The sequence below is a fragment of the Bradyrhizobium sp. 31Argb genome, assembly GCF_043638955.1.
In the GTDB taxonomy this organism is placed as follows: Bacteria; Pseudomonadota; Alphaproteobacteria; order Rhizobiales; family Xanthobacteraceae; genus Bradyrhizobium.
In genome coordinates this window covers 1-16146 of record NZ_JBEGDB010000182.1, presented here as the reverse complement: position 1 = coordinate 16146, position 16146 = coordinate 1, and the positions used below count along the sequence as shown (strand labels likewise).

General features: G+C 62.0%; 21 protein-coding genes. 15 read left to right on the top strand and 6 right to left on the bottom strand.

The window, feature by feature from the left end; all coding sequences use genetic code 11:
- Positions 1 to 116: 116 nt before the first annotated feature.
- Both AAFX91_RS28070 and AAFX91_RS28065 read right to left on the bottom strand, forming a co-directional pair.
- Positions 117 to 1223, bottom strand: a complete 1107-nt coding sequence (locus AAFX91_RS28070) for a DUF2336 domain-containing protein (RefSeq protein ID WP_282530946.1) — start codon at positions 1221 to 1223, stop codon at positions 117 to 119.
- A 75-nt stretch (positions 1224 to 1298) separates the two neighbouring features.
- Complete coding sequence (locus AAFX91_RS28065; protein WP_394568796.1) at positions 1299 to 2447, bottom strand: GGDEF domain-containing protein; 1149 nt, start codon at positions 2445 to 2447, stop codon at positions 1299 to 1301.
- Positions 2448 to 2700: 253 nt separating this feature from the next.
- Here AAFX91_RS28065 and AAFX91_RS28060 point away from each other — a divergent pair, with 253 nt between their 5' ends.
- The 5 genes from AAFX91_RS28060 (at position 2701) to AAFX91_RS28040 (ending at position 5990) form a co-directional block, all read left to right on the top strand.
- A complete protein-coding gene (locus AAFX91_RS28060; protein ID WP_394568795.1) occupies positions 2701 to 3771 on the top strand; it encodes a tyrosine-type recombinase/integrase in 1071 nt (356 codons plus the stop codon).
- On the top strand, positions 3768 to 4091 hold the full coding sequence (locus tag AAFX91_RS28055) for a hypothetical protein (protein WP_394568794.1): 324 nt from the start codon (positions 3768 to 3770) through the stop codon (positions 4089 to 4091). Before AAFX91_RS28060 ends, AAFX91_RS28055 begins: the two co-directional genes overlap by 4 nt.
- Before the next feature lie 121 nt (positions 4092 to 4212).
- Positions 4213 to 4443 carry a helix-turn-helix domain-containing protein gene (locus tag AAFX91_RS28050; RefSeq protein WP_394568793.1) on the top strand — a complete coding sequence of 77 codons (231 nt, stop codon included), beginning with the start codon at positions 4213 to 4215 and terminating at the stop codon, positions 4441 to 4443.
- A 99-nt stretch (positions 4444 to 4542) separates the two neighbouring features.
- Entirely contained in the window at positions 4543 to 5196 is a 654-nt protein-coding gene (locus tag AAFX91_RS28045) for a hypothetical protein (RefSeq protein WP_394568792.1), read from the top strand.
- Positions 5197 to 5294: 98 nt separating this feature from the next.
- On the top strand, positions 5295 to 5990 hold the full coding sequence (locus tag AAFX91_RS28040; RefSeq protein ID WP_394568791.1) for a DNA methyltransferase: 696 nt from the start codon (positions 5295 to 5297) through the stop codon (positions 5988 to 5990).
- A 25-nt stretch (positions 5991 to 6015) separates the two neighbouring features.
- On the opposite strand, the gene AAFX91_RS28035 is transcribed toward AAFX91_RS28040, so the two are convergent.
- A complete protein-coding gene (locus tag AAFX91_RS28035) occupies positions 6016 to 6282 on the bottom strand; it encodes a hypothetical protein (protein WP_394568790.1) in 267 nt (88 codons plus the stop codon).
- Positions 6283 to 6341: 59 nt separating this feature from the next.
- On the opposite strand from AAFX91_RS28035, the gene AAFX91_RS28030 reads away from it, so the two are divergent.
- The 4 genes from AAFX91_RS28030 (at position 6342) to AAFX91_RS28015 (ending at position 9453) form a co-directional block, all read left to right on the top strand.
- Positions 6342 to 6626, top strand: a complete 285-nt coding sequence (locus tag AAFX91_RS28030; protein ID WP_394568789.1) for a hypothetical protein — start codon at positions 6342 to 6344, stop codon at positions 6624 to 6626.
- Entirely contained in the window at positions 6626 to 7639 is a 1014-nt protein-coding gene (locus tag AAFX91_RS28025) for a toprim domain-containing protein (RefSeq protein WP_394568788.1), read from the top strand. Before AAFX91_RS28030 ends, AAFX91_RS28025 begins: the two co-directional genes overlap by 1 nt.
- Positions 7636 to 8871 carry an ArsR family transcriptional regulator gene (locus tag AAFX91_RS28020; protein ID WP_394568787.1) on the top strand — a complete coding sequence of 412 codons (1236 nt, stop codon included), beginning with the start codon at positions 7636 to 7638 and terminating at the stop codon, positions 8869 to 8871. The genes AAFX91_RS28025 and AAFX91_RS28020 overlap by 4 nt, the downstream gene beginning before the upstream one ends.
- Positions 8872 to 9060: 189 nt before the next feature.
- Positions 9061 to 9453 carry a hypothetical protein gene (locus tag AAFX91_RS28015; protein WP_394568786.1) on the top strand — a complete coding sequence of 131 codons (393 nt, stop codon included), beginning with the start codon at positions 9061 to 9063 and terminating at the stop codon, positions 9451 to 9453.
- A gap of 55 nt (positions 9454 to 9508) precedes the next feature.
- On the opposite strand, the gene AAFX91_RS28010 is transcribed toward AAFX91_RS28015, so the two are convergent.
- Both AAFX91_RS28010 and AAFX91_RS28005 read right to left on the bottom strand, forming a co-directional pair.
- Complete coding sequence (locus AAFX91_RS28010) at positions 9509 to 10168, bottom strand: recombinase family protein (protein ID WP_394568785.1); 660 nt, start codon at positions 10166 to 10168, stop codon at positions 9509 to 9511.
- 691 nt (positions 10169 to 10859) lie between these two features.
- Positions 10860 to 11285, bottom strand: coding sequence for an addiction module antidote protein (locus AAFX91_RS28005; protein WP_394568784.1), 426 nt, complete (start codon positions 11283 to 11285; stop codon positions 10860 to 10862).
- Positions 11286 to 11580: 295 nt separating this feature from the next.
- Here AAFX91_RS28005 and AAFX91_RS28000 point away from each other — a divergent pair, with 295 nt between their 5' ends.
- Genes AAFX91_RS28000 through AAFX91_RS27985 form a run of 4 tightly spaced genes read left to right on the top strand, consistent with a single transcriptional unit; the run spans position 11581 to position 13094 of the window.
- Positions 11581 to 11826 (top strand): hypothetical protein, encoded by a 246-nt coding sequence (locus AAFX91_RS28000; protein ID WP_394568783.1) that lies wholly within the window; start codon positions 11581 to 11583, stop codon positions 11824 to 11826.
- A complete protein-coding gene (locus AAFX91_RS27995) occupies positions 11823 to 12527 on the top strand; it encodes a hypothetical protein (RefSeq protein WP_394568782.1) in 705 nt (234 codons plus the stop codon). Before AAFX91_RS28000 ends, AAFX91_RS27995 begins: the two co-directional genes overlap by 4 nt.
- Positions 12514 to 12699 carry a helix-turn-helix domain-containing protein gene (locus AAFX91_RS27990; RefSeq protein WP_394568781.1) on the top strand — a complete coding sequence of 62 codons (186 nt, stop codon included), beginning with the start codon at positions 12514 to 12516 and terminating at the stop codon, positions 12697 to 12699. Before AAFX91_RS27995 ends, AAFX91_RS27990 begins: the two co-directional genes overlap by 14 nt.
- Positions 12696 to 13094: a hypothetical protein gene (locus AAFX91_RS27985; protein WP_394568780.1), complete on the top strand. Its 399-nt coding sequence runs from the start codon at positions 12696 to 12698 to the stop codon at positions 13092 to 13094. Before AAFX91_RS27990 ends, AAFX91_RS27985 begins: the two co-directional genes overlap by 4 nt.
- 428 nt (positions 13095 to 13522) lie before the next feature.
- Here the strand turns inward: AAFX91_RS27985 and AAFX91_RS27980 are convergent, their stop codons facing one another.
- Positions 13523 to 14011, bottom strand: coding sequence for an outer membrane protein (locus AAFX91_RS27980; protein ID WP_394568779.1), 489 nt, complete (start codon positions 14009 to 14011; stop codon positions 13523 to 13525).
- Between the two features lie 728 nt (positions 14012 to 14739).
- Between AAFX91_RS27980 and AAFX91_RS27975 the strand changes: the two genes are divergently transcribed.
- Both AAFX91_RS27975 and AAFX91_RS27970 read left to right on the top strand, forming a co-directional pair.
- The gene (locus AAFX91_RS27975; protein ID WP_028166186.1) at positions 14740 to 15309 is read left to right on the top strand and encodes a sigma-70 family RNA polymerase sigma factor; all 570 of its coding nucleotides are present in this window, start codon (positions 14740 to 14742) and stop codon (positions 15307 to 15309) included.
- Complete coding sequence (locus tag AAFX91_RS27970) at positions 15306 to 16040, top strand: hypothetical protein (protein ID WP_394568778.1); 735 nt, start codon at positions 15306 to 15308, stop codon at positions 16038 to 16040. Before AAFX91_RS27975 ends, AAFX91_RS27970 begins: the two co-directional genes overlap by 4 nt.
- Positions 16041 to 16146 lie beyond the last annotated feature (106 nt).

Sequence of the window (16146 nt, the reverse complement as noted above, 5' to 3'; positions counted from 1 at the left end):
TGCATCAAAATCCCGCGCCAAGTCCCTTCAGTCTCCACTTGGTCGCCTGATCCCAATTCTTGCCCAGCCTGTTCGCTCCATCCGGGCTACGGGACTTGCAATGACGAGTGTGAAGGCTACGCGGCGGGCGCGGTTTGCTGCATGCGGTGGAAGCGCAAGACCTGCTGCGCGGTCGATGGCCGGAGCCTTTCGTAGGTCTCCATGCAGGCCAGGAGATCGGTCGGCTCGCCGCCTGACAATTCGTCGCGCAGGTTGATGATCGAGCGCACGGTCGACCACGAGAAGCCTGCGACCTTGGCCAGGATCATCACGCCTTCGGCGCGGGTTTCGATCATCATGTTCTCGGCAACGGCCAGACTCACATTGGCAAGAGCTGCTATCGAGGCATTGGTCTCGTCGAACTTGCCGGCGTCGGCGAACGCCGCCACCTGGAATTCGTCGAGCCGGCCATCCTCATACAGCGACTTCACCAGCGCATGGGCGATCGCCGTATCACGCGTGACCGCCGAGGGCGAGGAGCGAGCGCGCCGCGTCGCCTCGCGCACCGCGCTCGGCACCTCCTTGGCCTGCTGTGGGTTGGCGGTTTCGAGCCGATGCCGCACCGTGTCCGATGCCTTCGCCAGCAGTTTCAGATAGAGATGCCGCGGCATGCTCGGACGCAGCCCGATGCAGGTCGCAAGGTCGTCATCGCCTTCGGCGCGGCTGATCAGCCGCGTGAAGCCGCGTTCGGTGAATTCGGCGCCGGGATTGTTGACGGTGCTCTGGATCACCTCGTCATTGCCGCGCAGCACCAGCACGTCGGTGACGGCGCCGCTCAGCGTCTTGCGCGCCGAGATCGCCATCAGATGCGCCTGGCTCTTGTTGCGTGCGGTCTCGATCAGGGTGTCATCGTCGAGCCGGCTCGATTGCGTCAGCACGGGGCCGGCGACCTCGATCATGTCGTCGAAGGCAAGCGTCCGGACGGTCAACGGCGGAGCGGTGTCGATCGGCGCCAGCCGGTTGGACAATAGCGCCTTCGCCGAGGCTTCGATGTGAAGCAGCAGGCACTGGAAGACATCGTCGAACAGCGCGATCTGCTGGTCCGAATAGTCCACCGCGCCGTTGACGAAAAGATCGGTCACGCGGCGCAGGGTCTCGACCCGGCGCGCCACCGTTCCATGCGCGAGCGTTGCCTGCAACTCGTCAAGCAAGTTCTCGGGGGCAATTGCGGGTTTCAAATTCATGACTGTGACTCTGTCCTGGAGTATTGGCGATGCCACCGCGCCGGATTCTCCGACGGTGGAAGCGAATTCGTTTGCTCATGCACTGACGATGCGATTGCGTCCCCGTGCCTTGGCCGCATAAAGCGCGCTGTCGGCGCGCGCGAGAAGCGTGTCCGGGCCCTCGTTGGGCCGCAGCGTTGCGATGCCGGCGGAAATCGTCACCTTCATGCCCGGCGAGAACGCGCTCCAGTCGAGCTCGGCGATGATGACCCGCAGCCGGTCCAGCGCGCGCGTGGCGCCATCTTCGTTCAACTCGGGCAATATCAGCAGGAACTCTTCGCCGCCGTAGCGGCCGAAGCGGTCGATGCTGCGGATGTTGGCGAACATGGAGATCGCGAAGGTCCTGAGCACCTCGTCGCCGGTCGGATGGCCATAGACGTCGTTGACGCGCTTGAACCAGTCGAGGTCGATCAGTGCGACCGAGCAGGGCGCGCCGGTGCGCTCGGAGCGGACGATCTCCTCGTCCAGCGTCCGCATGATGCTGCGCCGGTTGAATGCGCCGGTCAGCTCGTCAAGCTCGGCGAGCTCCTCGATGCGCTTGTAGGCTTCCTTCAGCTTCTGCCCGTTCTGGTACAGCGATTGCTGCATCGAACTGGAGAGGATCCCTAAGAACATGCAGCGCCCGATGGTGAGCGCAAAGACCAGCATCGTGGCGAGCCGCTCCAGGGTGTTGCCATGCGGCATCGAGATCGGCTTGTCGGTCAGGAGGAACAGTGCGGCGAGGCCGAGCACCATCACCGTCCAGATCAGGGCGGTCTGTCGCGCCGAGGTCCTGAGCGCGCCGAAGCCGAACACCACGAACAGATTGCACAGGAACAGCACGCCGACTTGCGGCGCGATGTAGGTGAATGCGAGCTGGTTCGCCATGTGGACGGCCGACTGCGGCGCGACCAGATAGTGATCCCTGAAGCGATCGTGGAAGCCGAGCTCGGAAAGCAGCACGTAGACGGCGCACAGGCCCAACCCGCAAAGCGCGTAGGCCATGCCCATCGCCATCGGGATTGTGCCGGCGCTCGCATAGACCAGGAGCACGAGGGCGTCGAAAACGTAGCAGACGCCGATCATCGCCTGGATCTGGCGCCGACGTCTGGCGCGGCGCAACGGCTTCGTGGCAGCCAGCCGTGAGCCGCGGCCATTCAATCCGCCCGCAACCGGGTTCAGAAATGAGGACGCCGCGATGCCCATGCGCTCGCCATCGAGAGGAAAACTCGCAAAATCTACGGGGAAAAGCCTTTAGGTTTGGTATCTTCAAAACACGATTTTGGGCGCCCAATAAATTCAATGGCTTGGCCGATATACGCTAAGTTCGGCAAAGGCTTAGGCCGTTTCGCTGACGTTTCGTTATCCTTTCGCTTGCCCTCAAAACCCCCTTGAAATACCTTTGGGATGTTAACTTTTTGTTGACTGTTTTCGCCAACAGACACCCGAGAGATTTCCAATGGCTGAGCGCCTCACCGACCGCGGCATTGCCGCGCTGAAACCGGCGAAGAAGCCGTACTTGATTTTTGATAGCGAGGTGAGCGGTCTCGCAGTTAAGATCTATGAGTCCAGCCAGAAGGCCTTCGTTTTTGACTGGCGCGAGAACCGCAGGCAGCGCCGCAAAACCATCGGCAAGTTTCCGGCTTGGACCATTGGCAAGGCGCGCACCCATGCCAGCCGCATGCGGCTCAAAGCTGATACCGGCGAGACAGTCGCGCCCGGACGGGGCGGGAAGGTTGCCGACCTGATCGGGCAATGGCGTGCCGTCGTCCAGCTGACGCGACGGCCGGGCACGGCGGCCGGCTATTGCCACATGATCGACAATCACATCATCCCGGCGTTCGGCAAGGACGAGCCACGGAGCGTCACCCGCAACCGCGTTGAGGCGTGGCATGGCGAGATGGCGGCGCACACACCGATCAACGCCAACCGGGCGCTCGGGGTGTTGTCCTCGTTCATGTCGTGGCTGGAGCACGACCGCAAGATCGACCGCAACCCGTGCGGGGGCATCCGCCGCTGTCCGGAGAACCAGCGCCATGTCTTTCTCGATGCCGACGAGATCAAAGCCGCGCATGCTGCCTTGAGCGGCGATAACAACCGAGCCGCAGCCCTGGCGCTGCGGCTGGCGTTGCTGACCGGTGCCCGCATCGGCGAATGCATCAGCCTCTCGGCGGCACAGCTCAATATCAGCCGCAAGCTGTGGATCAAGCCAGCCTCCAGCACCAAGCAGAAAAGGGTTCACATCGTGCCGTTGCAGCCCGAGGCACTCGCGATCGCGCGAGAGCTATTGGCGATCGGATTGCCGGATTACGAAAGCTGCAAACGCGCCTGGAAGCGGGCGCGGACGATCATCGGCCGGAAAGATGTGCGAATCCATGATCTCCGGCATTCCCGCGCCTCAGCCTTGGCTCGCGGCGGTGCCAGCTTGCCGCAGATCGGCCGGGTACTCGGCCACACTGCGCCAGCGACCACGCAACGCTACGCGCATCTGGTCGCGAGCGATCTGATCGACTTGATCGAGCGTTCATGATGGCGCGGGCGCGGCGTTCGATCGAGGAGGCCCGCGAGTTCGGCCGGCTGGTCGAGCTTGAGCGTTCACGCCCGCGTGCCAGCCTTAAAACAATATTTCAGCGGATTCGGCGCAGTAATCCCAAGCCCTGGAAGGGGAGGTCAGAACGCACGATGTTCCGGCTCTGGGCCGATTTTAAAAAAGATCGCAAACAAAATCCCCTTCAAGCCGAGTTTGCAGAGTGGTGGCAGCGCCAACTCCAAGGCAAAGGCGGAAAAGCGCCGAAGTTGCGCAAGCGCCGCCCGAACACCGGTCGTCTGGATTTCAATGATCGCGATTGAAGTGGCAGCAATATTCGCGAAAACCGGCTTTGATGGCAGTAAATGAGCGCCAGCGCCGGCTTTTGATGGCAGTCGTTTCGGATGCACCTTTTAAGGATAGACCCGATGAAGGTTTTATCCGATGCGTCACGAACCGCCAGATCCCGGCTATCTGCTGAACGAACTCGGCTATGTCGATGAGCCCGAGGCAGCGGCCGCCCTCGATATCACCCCCAAGACTCTGACTGAATATCGCCGGCTCGGCATTGGCCCCGATTACGCCGAGCTGGCCCGCCGCATCATCTACTCGCGCGAAGCGCTCGCTGCATGGCTCGCGCGCGGCGGTACGCGCGCCAAGGAGCTGGCCGAATAACTAAACGGCCATCTGAAACGACAAACGGCCACCAAAACCCGAGCGAGCTTGGTGGCCGTCTGTTCAATCCACACCGCTGCCAAGCTGATGGAGATCTCAATGCTTTATAGTGGTTATCGACGCGATCCGCCACAAGTCCGTACCCGCTGCCGCAACCCGCGCTGCGCCGGCAAGCTGAAGATTCCCGCCGCTAATCCGCGCGACGCGTTCTGCTGCGCCAGCTGTGAAGTCGCCTTCTATGGCGTCCGCTGCCGCGTCTGCGAAAGCCTGTTCACGCCGAAGACCAAACGCCGACAGGTCTGCTGGCGGGACAAATGCCGCTATGCTTTCAAGCGTGATCCGGAGCGGTTTGCCCTGCGTTGTGAGCCACCAAGCTACCCTGGTAGCCCGATCGCTCACAACGCGAAGAAAAACTCAACAACATCAAAGCTAAAAACCGCTGCCAAATCGGGTCGGGGGTGGCACGTCGTGGCCGGTCCCGAGGTGCATCCGATTAACCTCGCTGACTTCCCGGCCAATGCCGCCGCCCGGCAGACGGGCCGGCGCTGCCCGGTGCTGATCACGCGCCATGCGCCGCCGGTCAATATCGTCGGCGGCTACCGATTCCCCGGCGCGCCGAAGGTCGATCTGAGTCTCGGCACGATCGCCGATGCGCGCCCGCCAAAAGAGGAAAGGGGGCTGGGCGCCGTCCTCAAATCAGCTGAAGAGGATCAATCCAACGTCGGACTTAGAGGCGAAGGAGAACAACCATGACAGACATGCAACCGCCCAGCGTGCGCCTTCGTGACGATCTCGAAGGACTCCCGTTTGCATCAGTTGAGCGTTTGCGGACACGCGCGCAGGATTTTCCTATGCGCCGCAACATGGCGCAGCAAGGAGATTCTCTCGCCCTGTTGCGCTCGCTGCCGGCGGCCTGCACACCGCTGGTGTTCTTCGATCCGCAGTATCGCGGCAATCTTGACAAGCTCGCCTACGGCAACGAGGGGGTGCGGCAGTGCGAGCGGGCCAGGCTCCCGCAGATGTCGGCCGACTACATCGATGCTTGCTGTCTCGAGTCGGGACGGGTGTTGTGCCCCAGCGGCTACCTTATGCTCTGGGCGGACACCTTCAACCTCCTCGAAGCTCATCACTTGCGAGTCGCCGACGCGTTCTCCGCGGTCGACATGATCTCCTGGGACAGCGGTCGTCTCGGGATGGGCTATCGCAGCCGCCGCCGTGGCGGCTACCTGCTGGTCCTGCAGAAGCCGCCGCTGCGCGCCAAGGCGACGTGGCGCGACCATGGAATCCCCGATCGCTGGATCGAGAGGGTCGACCGCAGCCTGCACCCGCACATTAAGCCGATCGGGCTGATCCGTCGCCTGATCGGCGCCGTCACCGATCCCGGTGATCTGGTGATCGATCCGGCGGCAGGCTCGTTCGCGGTTATGCACGCGGCTCACGCGCTGGGCCGCGACTTCGTCGGCTGCGATCTGATGTACCGGCCCGAGGTCCCCAACAGTAACGAGTCAATACAGGCGTTCCTCGCGAACCGGGAGGCCGCCGAATGAGGAAGCATTCATGACTGTAGTCAATTCACTCGAAGGTTTTTGCGACTGCTTCCGGGACGAAAGCCGCTGTTGCACGTGCGGTGATGAATTGATCCCGCCGTTCGTCATGTACTGCTGCGGCGGTGACGGGTTGTTTCTTTGCGGCCGGTGCGTGCACCACATCAGGGATGGTCTGACTGCCGATCTGCTTCAGCTCAGCGCGATCGTCGAATTGCAGCAGCTTTACCCCAAGCAGACGCTGGTCCGTCGCGATAGCGCGAAGCTCGCAGAAGAACAACGGCAGCGTTGGCAACAACAGCACCCGACACCTGGCGCTATTCGGTTGGTGCCGCCGACGGATGGGAGCGGGTCATGAAGCCAATCCTGAGATCTTCCGAGCCTGCTCTCAAAAACGCCGATCAGGCCCGCGAGACCGATCGTTGTTGGTTCGATGAGCACCCGGCGGAGGATTGCTACATAAGAGAGTTTGTGCCGGGCGAATTTCCTGTTCGGGAGTTGCCGCCCATTCCGCCAGGGTTTCGTTATGCGACGCTGGTGAGCGTCGTCGGGCGCGACAAAACCGGCGCCGCGATCTTGCGCAAGCGCGAGCTGATGGCCGTGCTGGAGAGGCCGCAAGATACAGAGGAGATCGCGTGATGAGCGGCCTCAATCCCGATCACGAACGCGCCTTCGACGACTGGGTTGATCGCGCCCGCGCCGTCAAGATCGAAGATATATTAGGGCGGCACAATATCACGCTGAAGCGCAAAGCGGGACCGTGCCCGGTGTGCGGCGGCCGGGATCGATTCAGCATCGATACAGGCAAACAACTGTTTTTCTGTCGGCGCTGCGGCCGCGGTGGCCGCGGGGCAATTGATCTTATGATCTTTATCGACGGCTGTGATTTCCTCGCCGCCGTCGAGGCACTAACCGGCGAGCCGCCACCCAAACGCAAGCGCAAGGAAACCGACGACGAGCGTCGCGTCCGCGAGCAATATGTACAAGAACGGCGCGAGCGGCTGGACCGGGAGAGGTGCGCCCGCGAGCAGCGCGAAGCTGCGGAGCTGCGGGCGACTCTGCAGTATTGTGATCGGCTTTGGGCGGAAGTCGAACCGCTGCCGCAAGCTGCCGTCGATTGTTTCAAGCGGCGCCATATTAGTCTCGACGATGTGCCGGATCAGGGCGGCCTTCGGTTTCATCCGCAGTTCCGGTTCAATGGGGTCGCCATGCCCTGCATTGTCGCGCGTTACACCGATGTGCTGACAAAGACACCGGGTGGAATTTGGTATCGCCCGGTCACGGGTGAGAAGCCGAAGTCTCTCGGGCCAACCAAACATCGGGTTATCCGGCTATGGCCCGACGAATACGTGACCGAAAGGCTGACGATCGGCGAAGGAATCGAAACGACGATTTCCGCTGCCACCAACCACCACGGCACGCTACTACGACCGGCATGGGCATGTGGCTGTGCCAACAACATGCGTAACTTTCCAGCCCTTCCTGGCGTCAAATCGATCACCATTGTTGCTGATGCCGACGCCAACGGCGTCGGTCAGGATGCTGCACGTACCTGCGCCAACCGGTGGGCCGCGGCAGATCGCGAAGCCGAAGTGCTGGTGCCTAACAAGATCGGGTTCGACTTCAACGACCTGGCGCGAGGCGCATCGTGAGTCCACAACAGCAATTCCACAGTCAGAAGTACAAGCCGCGCGGCCAACAACAGCAAAGCGCTGGTAACAGCGGTGCGACCAGTTTCCGGTCCTGCAAGCTGGACGAAGTCCACGATACCTTCCGCCGCTGGCTGGGTGATGACTACGACATCGAGACGTTAGACGCAGTATTGGCAACTGCCGCCTGTGAACAACTCCCCGGTGATCCACCGTGGCTGCTGGTGATTGCCGGTAGTGGTAATGCCAAGACCGAGACAGTCCAGTCATTAAGCGCTATCGGTGCACACACTGTCTCGACCATCTCAAGCGATGGTGCCCTGCTATCGGCATCGCCACAGAAACAGAAAGCCAAGACCGCGACCGGCGGGTTGCTGCGCAAAATCGGGCGGCGCGGGATCCTGGTAATCAAAGACTTCACATCGATCCTCTCGACCAGCCGTGAGATCCGGGGCGCAATCCTGGCCGCGCTGCGCGAGATCCACGACGGCCGCTGGGTGCGGAACGTGGGCACCGATGGTGGCCAGACACTGGAATGGGAAGGCCGGATCGTGGTGGTTGGCGCCTGCACGACCGCCTGGGACCAGGCGCACAGTGTCGTCGCCAGCATGGGCGACAGATTTGTGGTCATTCGGCCAAACTCACGCAAAGGCCGCATCAACGGTGGCTTGCAAGCCATGCGCAACACCGGCAGCGAAGTCGCCATGCGCGAGGATCTCGCGGACGCCGTGGCTGGACTTATGAACGGCATTGACGCCAGTCAGCCCTACGAGTTGACGGATAAAGACGAGACTACAATCGTGGAAGCGGCCGAACTGGTGACGCTGGCGCGCACCGGCGTGGAAGTCGATTACCGCGGCGACGTGATTGATGCCCACGACCCCGAAGCACCCACCCGACTCGCCAAGCAGCTGACGCAGGTCCTACGCGGTGCAATGGCTATCGGTATGACACATGACGACGCGATGCGACTGGTGAAGCGTTGTGCCAAGGACAGCATGCCACAACTCCGGCTGCTGGTGCTGAACGACGTGGCCAAGCACCCCAGTAGTCCGGTGATCGAGATCCGGCGGCGGCTTCAAAAACCAAGGACCACGATCGACCGGACGCTGCAAGCCCTGCATATCCTCGGTCTGCTTGTCTGTGAGGAAAAGGAAGTTATGCGCGGCAATCAGACCGTCTGGACGCGTAAGTACGAGCTGGACAGCAACATCAGCCTCCAGCCGCTGTCATGATCGGTATGTGTACCAGATTTGTCAGTATGTATGGTTTAGGGGTTATAGAAAGAAGCTCCAACCATCCTCTGACATTTCTGGGCATGGTTTCCTCAACGGCGCCGAAATATGGTTGGCTGACGCATTCAGAAATTGGGATATAGGTTTTGACCCGCCCGAACTTAGATTTATCTGTTGGGGAATCTTGGCATGCCATCTGCGCTCGAAACGCCCGATCGGCGGACCGGGCTGAAGAACCTCAAATCGGGGCGCGGGCGCCGTTGGGGCTCTAAGAATCGGCTCCCTCTCGACTTGAAACGGTCCATTATCTCGGCTGCGGAGAGTTTTGGATCCGATGGTCGTGGCGCGGGCGGCTTGTGCGGCTATCTTTTCATGCTTGCCGATCGCGATCCTCGATCGTTTGCAATGCTGTTGCAAAAACTGTTGCCTTTGCAGCTCGACGCCGACGTCACCAGCAACGTTGTGGATATGGTTCGCGTCGTTTCGGTTCCGGCTGGCGATTGGCTGAGCGCCGAAGATCTCCGCAGGATGTTGCCGCAGTTGGAGATCGAAGCCGAGGTCGAGCCCAAGAATCCTGCTTAGCGGCAGGTCGTCGGCCGCTGGCATGTCCGCGGAGGTACCGGATGCCGGCGGCCGCTCATTCATCACCGCGCAGGCCGAGCCGCTTCAGCACCCGCATCGTGGTCATGGGGTTCCAGGTATAGCCACCCCGCGGCGTCGGCACACCGCGCTCGGTGAGCTGCTCGGCGATGTCCTTGTAGGACTGCTCCCAGCCGATCTCCATCAGGATATCGAGCAGGCCGGCGTCACGCGCGGCTGCAGCGGCTTTGTTGGCGTCGGCCTGCGCCTGATTGCCCAGCACAACACCGCGTTCCTTGGCCGCCGCAAGCGCTTCGCGGGTGCGCTGGGAGATCATGCGTCGCTCTTCCTCGGCGACAGCGGCCTTGATGTGTAGCAGGAAAGGCGACTTGGTCGGATCGTCGGCGGTGACGAATTCAACCTTCTTCGCCATCAGGCCGCTGATGAACGCAACATCGCGGCTTAGACGGTCGAGCTTGGCGACCACGATCGGCGCCTTCAGTCTCTTGGCCTTCAGCAGCGCCTCGGCGAACACCGGGCGGCGCTCCAGAGCGTCGACACCCTTGCCGGTCTCGATCTCGGTGAACTCATCAGCGACCTCCAGGCCGCGCTGGACGGCATAGGCAGCGACGGCCTTGCGCTGGGCCTCCAGGCCAAGGCCGCTCTTGCCCTGCTTCTGGGTCGAGACTCGGTAATAGGCGACGATCTGGGCTGACATGGTTTCATCCTATAACAGGCTTACCGACATGGGTGTGTTATAGAACGAGGGAAAAAGCAATCAAGAATGTGCGACACTGTGGATACTACGGGGGTGTCACCGCGGCGAAGCAACTATCGTTCGAGATGATGTTTGGATCGCTAAACGAGCGAGCTTAACGCACCGATCTTGGGCAACGGCCAAGCCTTCAAAAATCAACGGCTCGAAGACGCTTGCGAAAGTTAGAACATTCGCACCACGTCACGAGCGGGTATCGACTCATTCGATCGATTCAACGTTTGAGAGCGATCGATCAGACGCCGTGCGGTGAGCGCGTGGAGCGCGTTTGATCGAGCGAGGCTGTAGGACAGCGGCTGCTCGAAAGAACGCATCAGCACGGCTACGCGCGCGCGAGGAAAGGGCGTCCTGGAGGGAGGGGGTATGCTCACCTCCGAGCCCTTCAACCGTCGCAGGCGACCACCCCTCCCGAAGTTTCAAAAGTTTCACGCTGGTACGCGGTACGTCCAACGCAAAGCATCGGCCAATATTTTTCCAACGATTTGCCGGTCCTGGCTGGCGGCGGGTGCGTATAAGAATCCGCGCCAGAATCCGCCTGGTACACCATTCGGGCGCGCGCGGTCGGTCGAGCTTCGCGAGAAAACCCCGCTGTGCGGGGATTTTTGCTCAGCCGATGACTTTGGCAGTCCACGTTCTAAGCGCCGGCGCGCTTCTTCTGCCGCGACGCTTTGCCAACCTTCCGCGGCTTGCCCCCGCCGGCGAAGCCGGCTGGTCGCGCGGCTCGTGATCCGGATTTCTTTGGCTTGAACGCCAGTTCGAAGCCAAGCGCGTCGGCAACGAACACAACGGTGCGGAAGTTGGCTGCGCGTTGCGCCGACAGCAAGCGGTAGAGGCTCTCGCGCGACACTCCGGAGGCGCGGGCGACCTTGGTCATGCCGCGCGCGCGGGCGATGGCGCCCAGCGCGTGCTGGACGACAGCGGGATCGCCGGTCGCGGTCGCCTCCTTGAGATAGCCCTCGATCCGTTCGGGGCTGGTGAGGTCAAACGGCTGGATCTTGAGGTCAGCCGCGCTGAACCGCGCACGCGGCGGGGTCTTGGTTGCGTTGCTCTTCGGCGACATGGTTTGATTGTAGCGTAGGCGCAACACAAGTGGTACGGAAAGCTGCGCGGCGCGCGATCGACTGGCTCCCAGAACAACTGGAAACGGCGCTCGGTGAGGTTTTTCGGCACGGATTCGGAATCTGCGCCCATGGGCACAAATCCCAAAAACCGGCCGAATAGCAGATGGCGCACAATCCATGTCCGTGACTTGCCTTCCTTCGCGGCCAGCTCTTCCCGGCATCCGCGGTGAGAGGCAGGACGTGGTCGCGGCTCGGCAAATCGGTTAGACTTCCGACAACGCGGAGGGAGTCCCGATGCCGATCGACAAATCCCGCATCGTCAAAGGCGCTTTTCTGACCGGCGGCGAGTGTCCCGCGAGCTTCAAGCACGCCGACGACGCGCTGCGCCGCGAATATCCGGAGTTCGAGGGCGTCCTCAAGGCAGCCGGCCCGCGGCCGTCGCCGGAGCGGCTTGCCGAGCTTGCGGAGGAGCGCCGCGCGCTGGAGCAGCGGATGGCGGATCTCAAGGCGCGGATTGCCGCTTTGAGGGCGCGCAAATGAGCGGCGAAGCGATGCGGATGCGGATTGAACTGGTGCAGCTGATGCGTCGGCATCAGGTCGCGCCCAAGCCGTTCACACCGACGGCGTTACTGCCAGCCGTCGACCATAACGTGATCGTTGAAGGCTATGCGGCGCCGGCCACCATCGATCGTGAGCACGCCAAATTCGCCGGCCGCTGTTGGTTGCCGTTCAGGAAAAATATTCCGCTGCTGTTTCGTCATGGTCGGCCAGCCGGCGAAGTTCAGGAAGTCCGCAGCACCGACGAGGGCCTCTACGTCCGCGCGCTCGTCACTGATTCCGAAGCAAAACAATGCCCTTATTTCAGCGTGGCCGCGACCGTGCATCACTACATGCTGCGCAATGTCGACGACCCGGAGCGCTTCCACGGTCTGGTTACCTGCGCGACGCTCGATGAGGTTTCGATCACCAGCACACCGGCCAATCCGCGGGCTGTGGTCGCCCATCGCTATCCGGCGCTGCCGGTCGCGGCGTATCTTGCAGCGCAGGCCGAGAGCACCGCGCTCCTGATCAAAGGCGTCGGCTATCTTCAGCGCATGACCGGCGTGCTGGCTGACTTTGTCCGTGCCAGCTCGGCGCCCGAGCGTCCGCCGGCGCCGCGTCATCCAATCGTGCCAGCCGTGCGCCGGCAAACTGAATTTGCAAGACTGGTCGAGGAGATCAACTGCCGTGAGCAACACTGATATTAAGGCAGTGCGCGACCGCGCCTGGCTGTATCTCGAACCGGACGTGGCGGCACGCGCCGGCATGTCGCTTGCGCAGCTCCAGCAATTTGTCGCCGGAACGTTCGTGCCATCGCCCGAGCAGCTCCGCGCGCTGGCCAGGGTGTTGAACATCAAGGAGCGTCTCGCATGACCGAAGCGACCACCGGGGTTGACGTGCTGCGCAGGACCGTTCACGCGCGCAACCGAAGTCCGCACGCGTTGGCGCTGATCGCACGGGAGGTCGAAGGTGTCTCCACCTCCATGCTCGAAGACTTTGCGGCTGGAAAGATCGATCTCGGCATTGCGGCGTTGCAGGCGTTGACCAAGGAGCTATATCCGCACGCTGAGTTTGATGTCGAGAGCGGCATGTTGCGGTCGACCAACCGCTCCGAGCCGCGGTCGCTTGGCGTGCGTCCCGAGCCGTTCGATCCCCGCACGTTGCCCTACTATTCCCCGGCATCGCCAGGAGCCCATCTGCTGCCGTTGCGGCAGGAGAAGCCGCCGGCGAAGAAGCCGCGGCCGGGGTGGCTTGGCGGCTGGCTCTGACAAGAATCGCGAGCGCGCTGCCGTTGCCGGCCTTTCTCCCGGCAGCCCACGCGCTCGATCTCAGAACGAGAATATCGCGACTGCGATGAGCACTGTCGAGCCGATCCCCGATAGCACTGCAAGGACGCTGAACCAACGGTCGATGTACATGACACGAGCCCCAATCCGCTTGCATTGACGAGATAATACAGCCCTTGCGTGAGGGTCTGCACTGTCATAATCCGACGGATCATCGTTCGGCGGAAGTGCGGTTTGGGCCAAACCCGTGACGCGACGCAATGCTGATTGAGCCGCCTCGTTCAAGAGACAAACCGGCGTGCCCGCCGCGAGTAAGGCTCCGTACTCAGCCATCGCCGAGCAAACGCGAGCCGGAACGGAAAGAAGCCCCGGACGAATGCCGGGGCTGAGTTGGCTGGAGTTCGGAAAAATCAGTAACTGGTACCAACCGGTGGGGCGTAGGCGCCCCAGTTGAAGCGGTAGTTGACGCGCAACGTGACCATGTCCACGTCCTGGCTGATCCGATTGAGCGCGCCGGCAACGATGGGATTGACCACCGAGAACGAATTGTTCGCATGGCCCATGAACAGGTGGTCGTACTCGACACCGAACGACCAGTTCGGTGCGAAGCCGTACTCGTATCCGACACCCACGCTACCGCCCCAGCGGGTCGAATTAAAAGAGGCGAATTCAATGCCGGTAAGCGTATCGAGAATGCTGAAGCGGTTGCTCGTCACCGCCCCGCCGCCCTTGAAGTACAGCAGCGACGTGTTCCAGGCATAGCCAATCTGGCCCGTGAAAAGGCCGATGCCATCGGTTCCCGCGCGGGTCGAGAACGTCGGGTCGATGAAGCTGGCGCGCGTGCTTTCGATACTAAGGCTTGCTCGCACACCTCGCGCGGAAAGTTCGTCATATCGCAAGCCCAATCGCGGAACGTCGACCGGAAACCGTGCGTCGTCGCCTTCACGTCGGTAGCCTGACGTGATCGGGCCAACGGTCGGAGCTGATCTCGACCGAGTGGCGGCACCGATGGTCGCGGCAATACACCAGCACCTCGCGGACGCCGGATTCGCGCAGCTCGCCGAAGGTGATCTTGGTTGGGGCCGGCCATGGTAGTCGGCGAACTTCTGACGTTCGACTCAATCCGCACAGCCAACCAACCTCATGTATCTACTGTTGACCTTCTGTTGACTTCAGCATCTTGTTTCCTGCCGCTTACGACCTAAATTATTGAATAATCGACGGAATTTTAAACCGCGTTGCTGTTCACCAATAGGTTTGGTATCTTTCGGCCCCGAATCTGGTCCGTAGAACCCTGCCATCTCCCTTGTTTTCGCAGGTGAAAATCGGGCGAACCCTGACAAGGCAATCGCGGCGGACGAGTGCCGGGCGCGACGGGTGGGAGTTGGCGGGAGGACTGCCTTATGCGCCGACTCTTGCTAAGGTCGCGAGCAGGCGGCATGGTCTTGGGGAAGCTTGCCCCTACCATAATACCTAATTTGGGGGCGGGAGTGCGGAGTTCGCACGGAATTTGGAGTTTGTGGGATGGCTCACACATGCGTTCTGCACATTGCGGTAATGTGAAGAATTCTGCTCTCACCATCGAACCAGCCCCCACCCCCTCTCGACCAATCTTGCGAGACGGCCATTGAGCGCGACACAGGCGGCTTCAGACGAGGTTCTGATCGCCCGGATCGCTCAAGGCGACCGGCTCGCCATGCAGGTGCTGTACGGGCGGCACCACGTCAGAGTGTACCGTTTCGGACTCCGGCTTGTGCGGGACGAACAGGTCGCGGAAGACCTCATCAGCGAGGTGTTTCTCGATGTCTGGCGCCAGGCCGGCAAATTCGAAGGACGATCTGCCGTCTCAACTTGGCTGTTGGCGATCACCCGGTTCAAGGCCCTGTCTGCGCTGCGGCGCAGGAAGGACGCTGAACTGGACGAGGACGCCGCGAACGCGATCGAGGATGCGTCCGACGATCCGGAAGTGGCGGTGCAGAAGAAGGATACGGGTGAAGCGTTGCGCAAGTGTCTGACGGCACTTTCGCTGGAGCACCGGGAGATTGTCGATCTGGTCTATTACCACGAGAAGTCCGTGGAGGAAGTGGCCGAGATCGTTGGTATTCCGGAGAACACCGTGAAGACGCGCCTGTTCTATGCGCGCAAGAAATTGGCCGAACTGCTCAAGGCAGCCGGCATAGAGCGAGGTTGGCCATGATGGCGGCGAGAAGGAAGATGCTGGAGGAGCCCAGCGACGTCGAACTGCTGCTGCCTTGGCATGCCACGGGCACGTTGAACGCGCGCGATGCGCGGCGTGTCGAGGAGGCGCTGGCCAGCGATGCGGAACTCGCCGAGCAATACGCCGTGATCCGCGAGGAATATGCCGAGACCATCCGCCTCAACGAGAGCCTGGGCGCGCCGTCCATGCGCGCGATGCAGAAGCTGTTCGCCGAGATCGACCAGGAGCCGGTGCGCACACGGCCGGCTTCGGTGAGCCTTTCGAGGCGAATCTCGCAATTCTTCGCAAGCCTGTCGCCGCGGACGCTGGCGTGGTCGGCAGGCGTCGGCGCGATCGTGCTGCTGCTGCAGGCCGGCGTGATCGGCGCGGTGCTGATGATGAAGAGCCAGGGCAGTTCGTTCCAGACGGCGTCGCTAACGCTGGAGCCGCGGGCGGCTGCACCGGAGTTGCGATCCGCGGCCCCGATCACCCGCGACCTTGGTGCGGCGGCCAGCCCGCCGCGCGCGCTGGTGCGATTCGCGCCGGACGCCCGCATCTCCGACATCACGGCGCTGCTCGACAATTACCAGGCCTCGATCATTGGCGGGGCCCGCGAGGGCATGTTCCGCATCCAGTTCGGCAATAGCGCGATGAGCAAGAACGACGTTGCCGCCCTGCTCGGCAGGCTGCAGAAGGAAAAGGTCGTCAGCCTCGCGGTGGAAACGCCGTAAGACGCAACCCGTCATAAACCTCCCCATGACGCGCTAGGCCGTGTGGACAGTTACCTTATCCAGAGCAGAGTGGCGGCAATGGCGACGACGGCGAAGTAGTTTCGCG

Bases quoted from the DNA above. Each gene is read 5' to 3' on its own strand.
- AAFX91_RS28005 (WP_394568784.1), bottom strand. From the start codon at position 11,285: ATGTCGCCGAAGAGCAACGCAACCAAGACCCCGCCGCGTGCGCGGTTC.
- AAFX91_RS27995 (WP_394568782.1), top strand. From the start codon at position 11,823: ATGAGCGGCGAAGCGATGCGGATGCGGATTGAACTGGTGCAGCTGATG.
- AAFX91_RS28040 (WP_394568791.1), top strand. From the start codon at position 5,295: ATGCGCCGCAACATGGCGCAGCAAGGAGATTCTCTCGCCCTGTTGCGC.
- AAFX91_RS28065 (WP_394568796.1), bottom strand. From the start codon at position 2,447: ATGGGCATCGCGGCGTCCTCATTTCTGAACCCGGTTGCGGGCGGATTG.
- AAFX91_RS28015 (WP_394568786.1), top strand. From the start codon at position 9,061: ATGCCATCTGCGCTCGAAACGCCCGATCGGCGGACCGGGCTGAAGAAC.
- AAFX91_RS28030 (WP_394568789.1), top strand. From the start codon at position 6,342: ATGAAGCCAATCCTGAGATCTTCCGAGCCTGCTCTCAAAAACGCCGAT.
- AAFX91_RS28050 (WP_394568793.1), top strand. From the start codon at position 4,213: ATGCGTCACGAACCGCCAGATCCCGGCTATCTGCTGAACGAACTCGGC.
- AAFX91_RS28045 (WP_394568792.1), top strand. From the start codon at position 4,543: ATGCTTTATAGTGGTTATCGACGCGATCCGCCACAAGTCCGTACCCGC.
- AAFX91_RS27970 (WP_394568778.1), top strand. From the start codon at position 15,306: ATGATGGCGGCGAGAAGGAAGATGCTGGAGGAGCCCAGCGACGTCGAA.
- AAFX91_RS28060 (WP_394568795.1), top strand. From the start codon at position 2,701: ATGGCTGAGCGCCTCACCGACCGCGGCATTGCCGCGCTGAAACCGGCG.
- AAFX91_RS27985 (WP_394568780.1), top strand. From the start codon at position 12,696: ATGACCGAAGCGACCACCGGGGTTGACGTGCTGCGCAGGACCGTTCAC.
- AAFX91_RS28025 (WP_394568788.1), top strand. From the start codon at position 6,626: ATGAGCGGCCTCAATCCCGATCACGAACGCGCCTTCGACGACTGGGTT.
- AAFX91_RS28070 (WP_282530946.1), bottom strand. From the start codon at position 1,223: ATGAATTTGAAACCCGCAATTGCCCCCGAGAACTTGCTTGACGAGTTG.
- AAFX91_RS28000 (WP_394568783.1), top strand. From the start codon at position 11,581: ATGCCGATCGACAAATCCCGCATCGTCAAAGGCGCTTTTCTGACCGGC.
- AAFX91_RS28055 (WP_394568794.1), top strand. From the start codon at position 3,768: ATGATGGCGCGGGCGCGGCGTTCGATCGAGGAGGCCCGCGAGTTCGGC.
- AAFX91_RS28010 (WP_394568785.1), bottom strand. From the start codon at position 10,168: ATGTCAGCCCAGATCGTCGCCTATTACCGAGTCTCGACCCAGAAGCAG.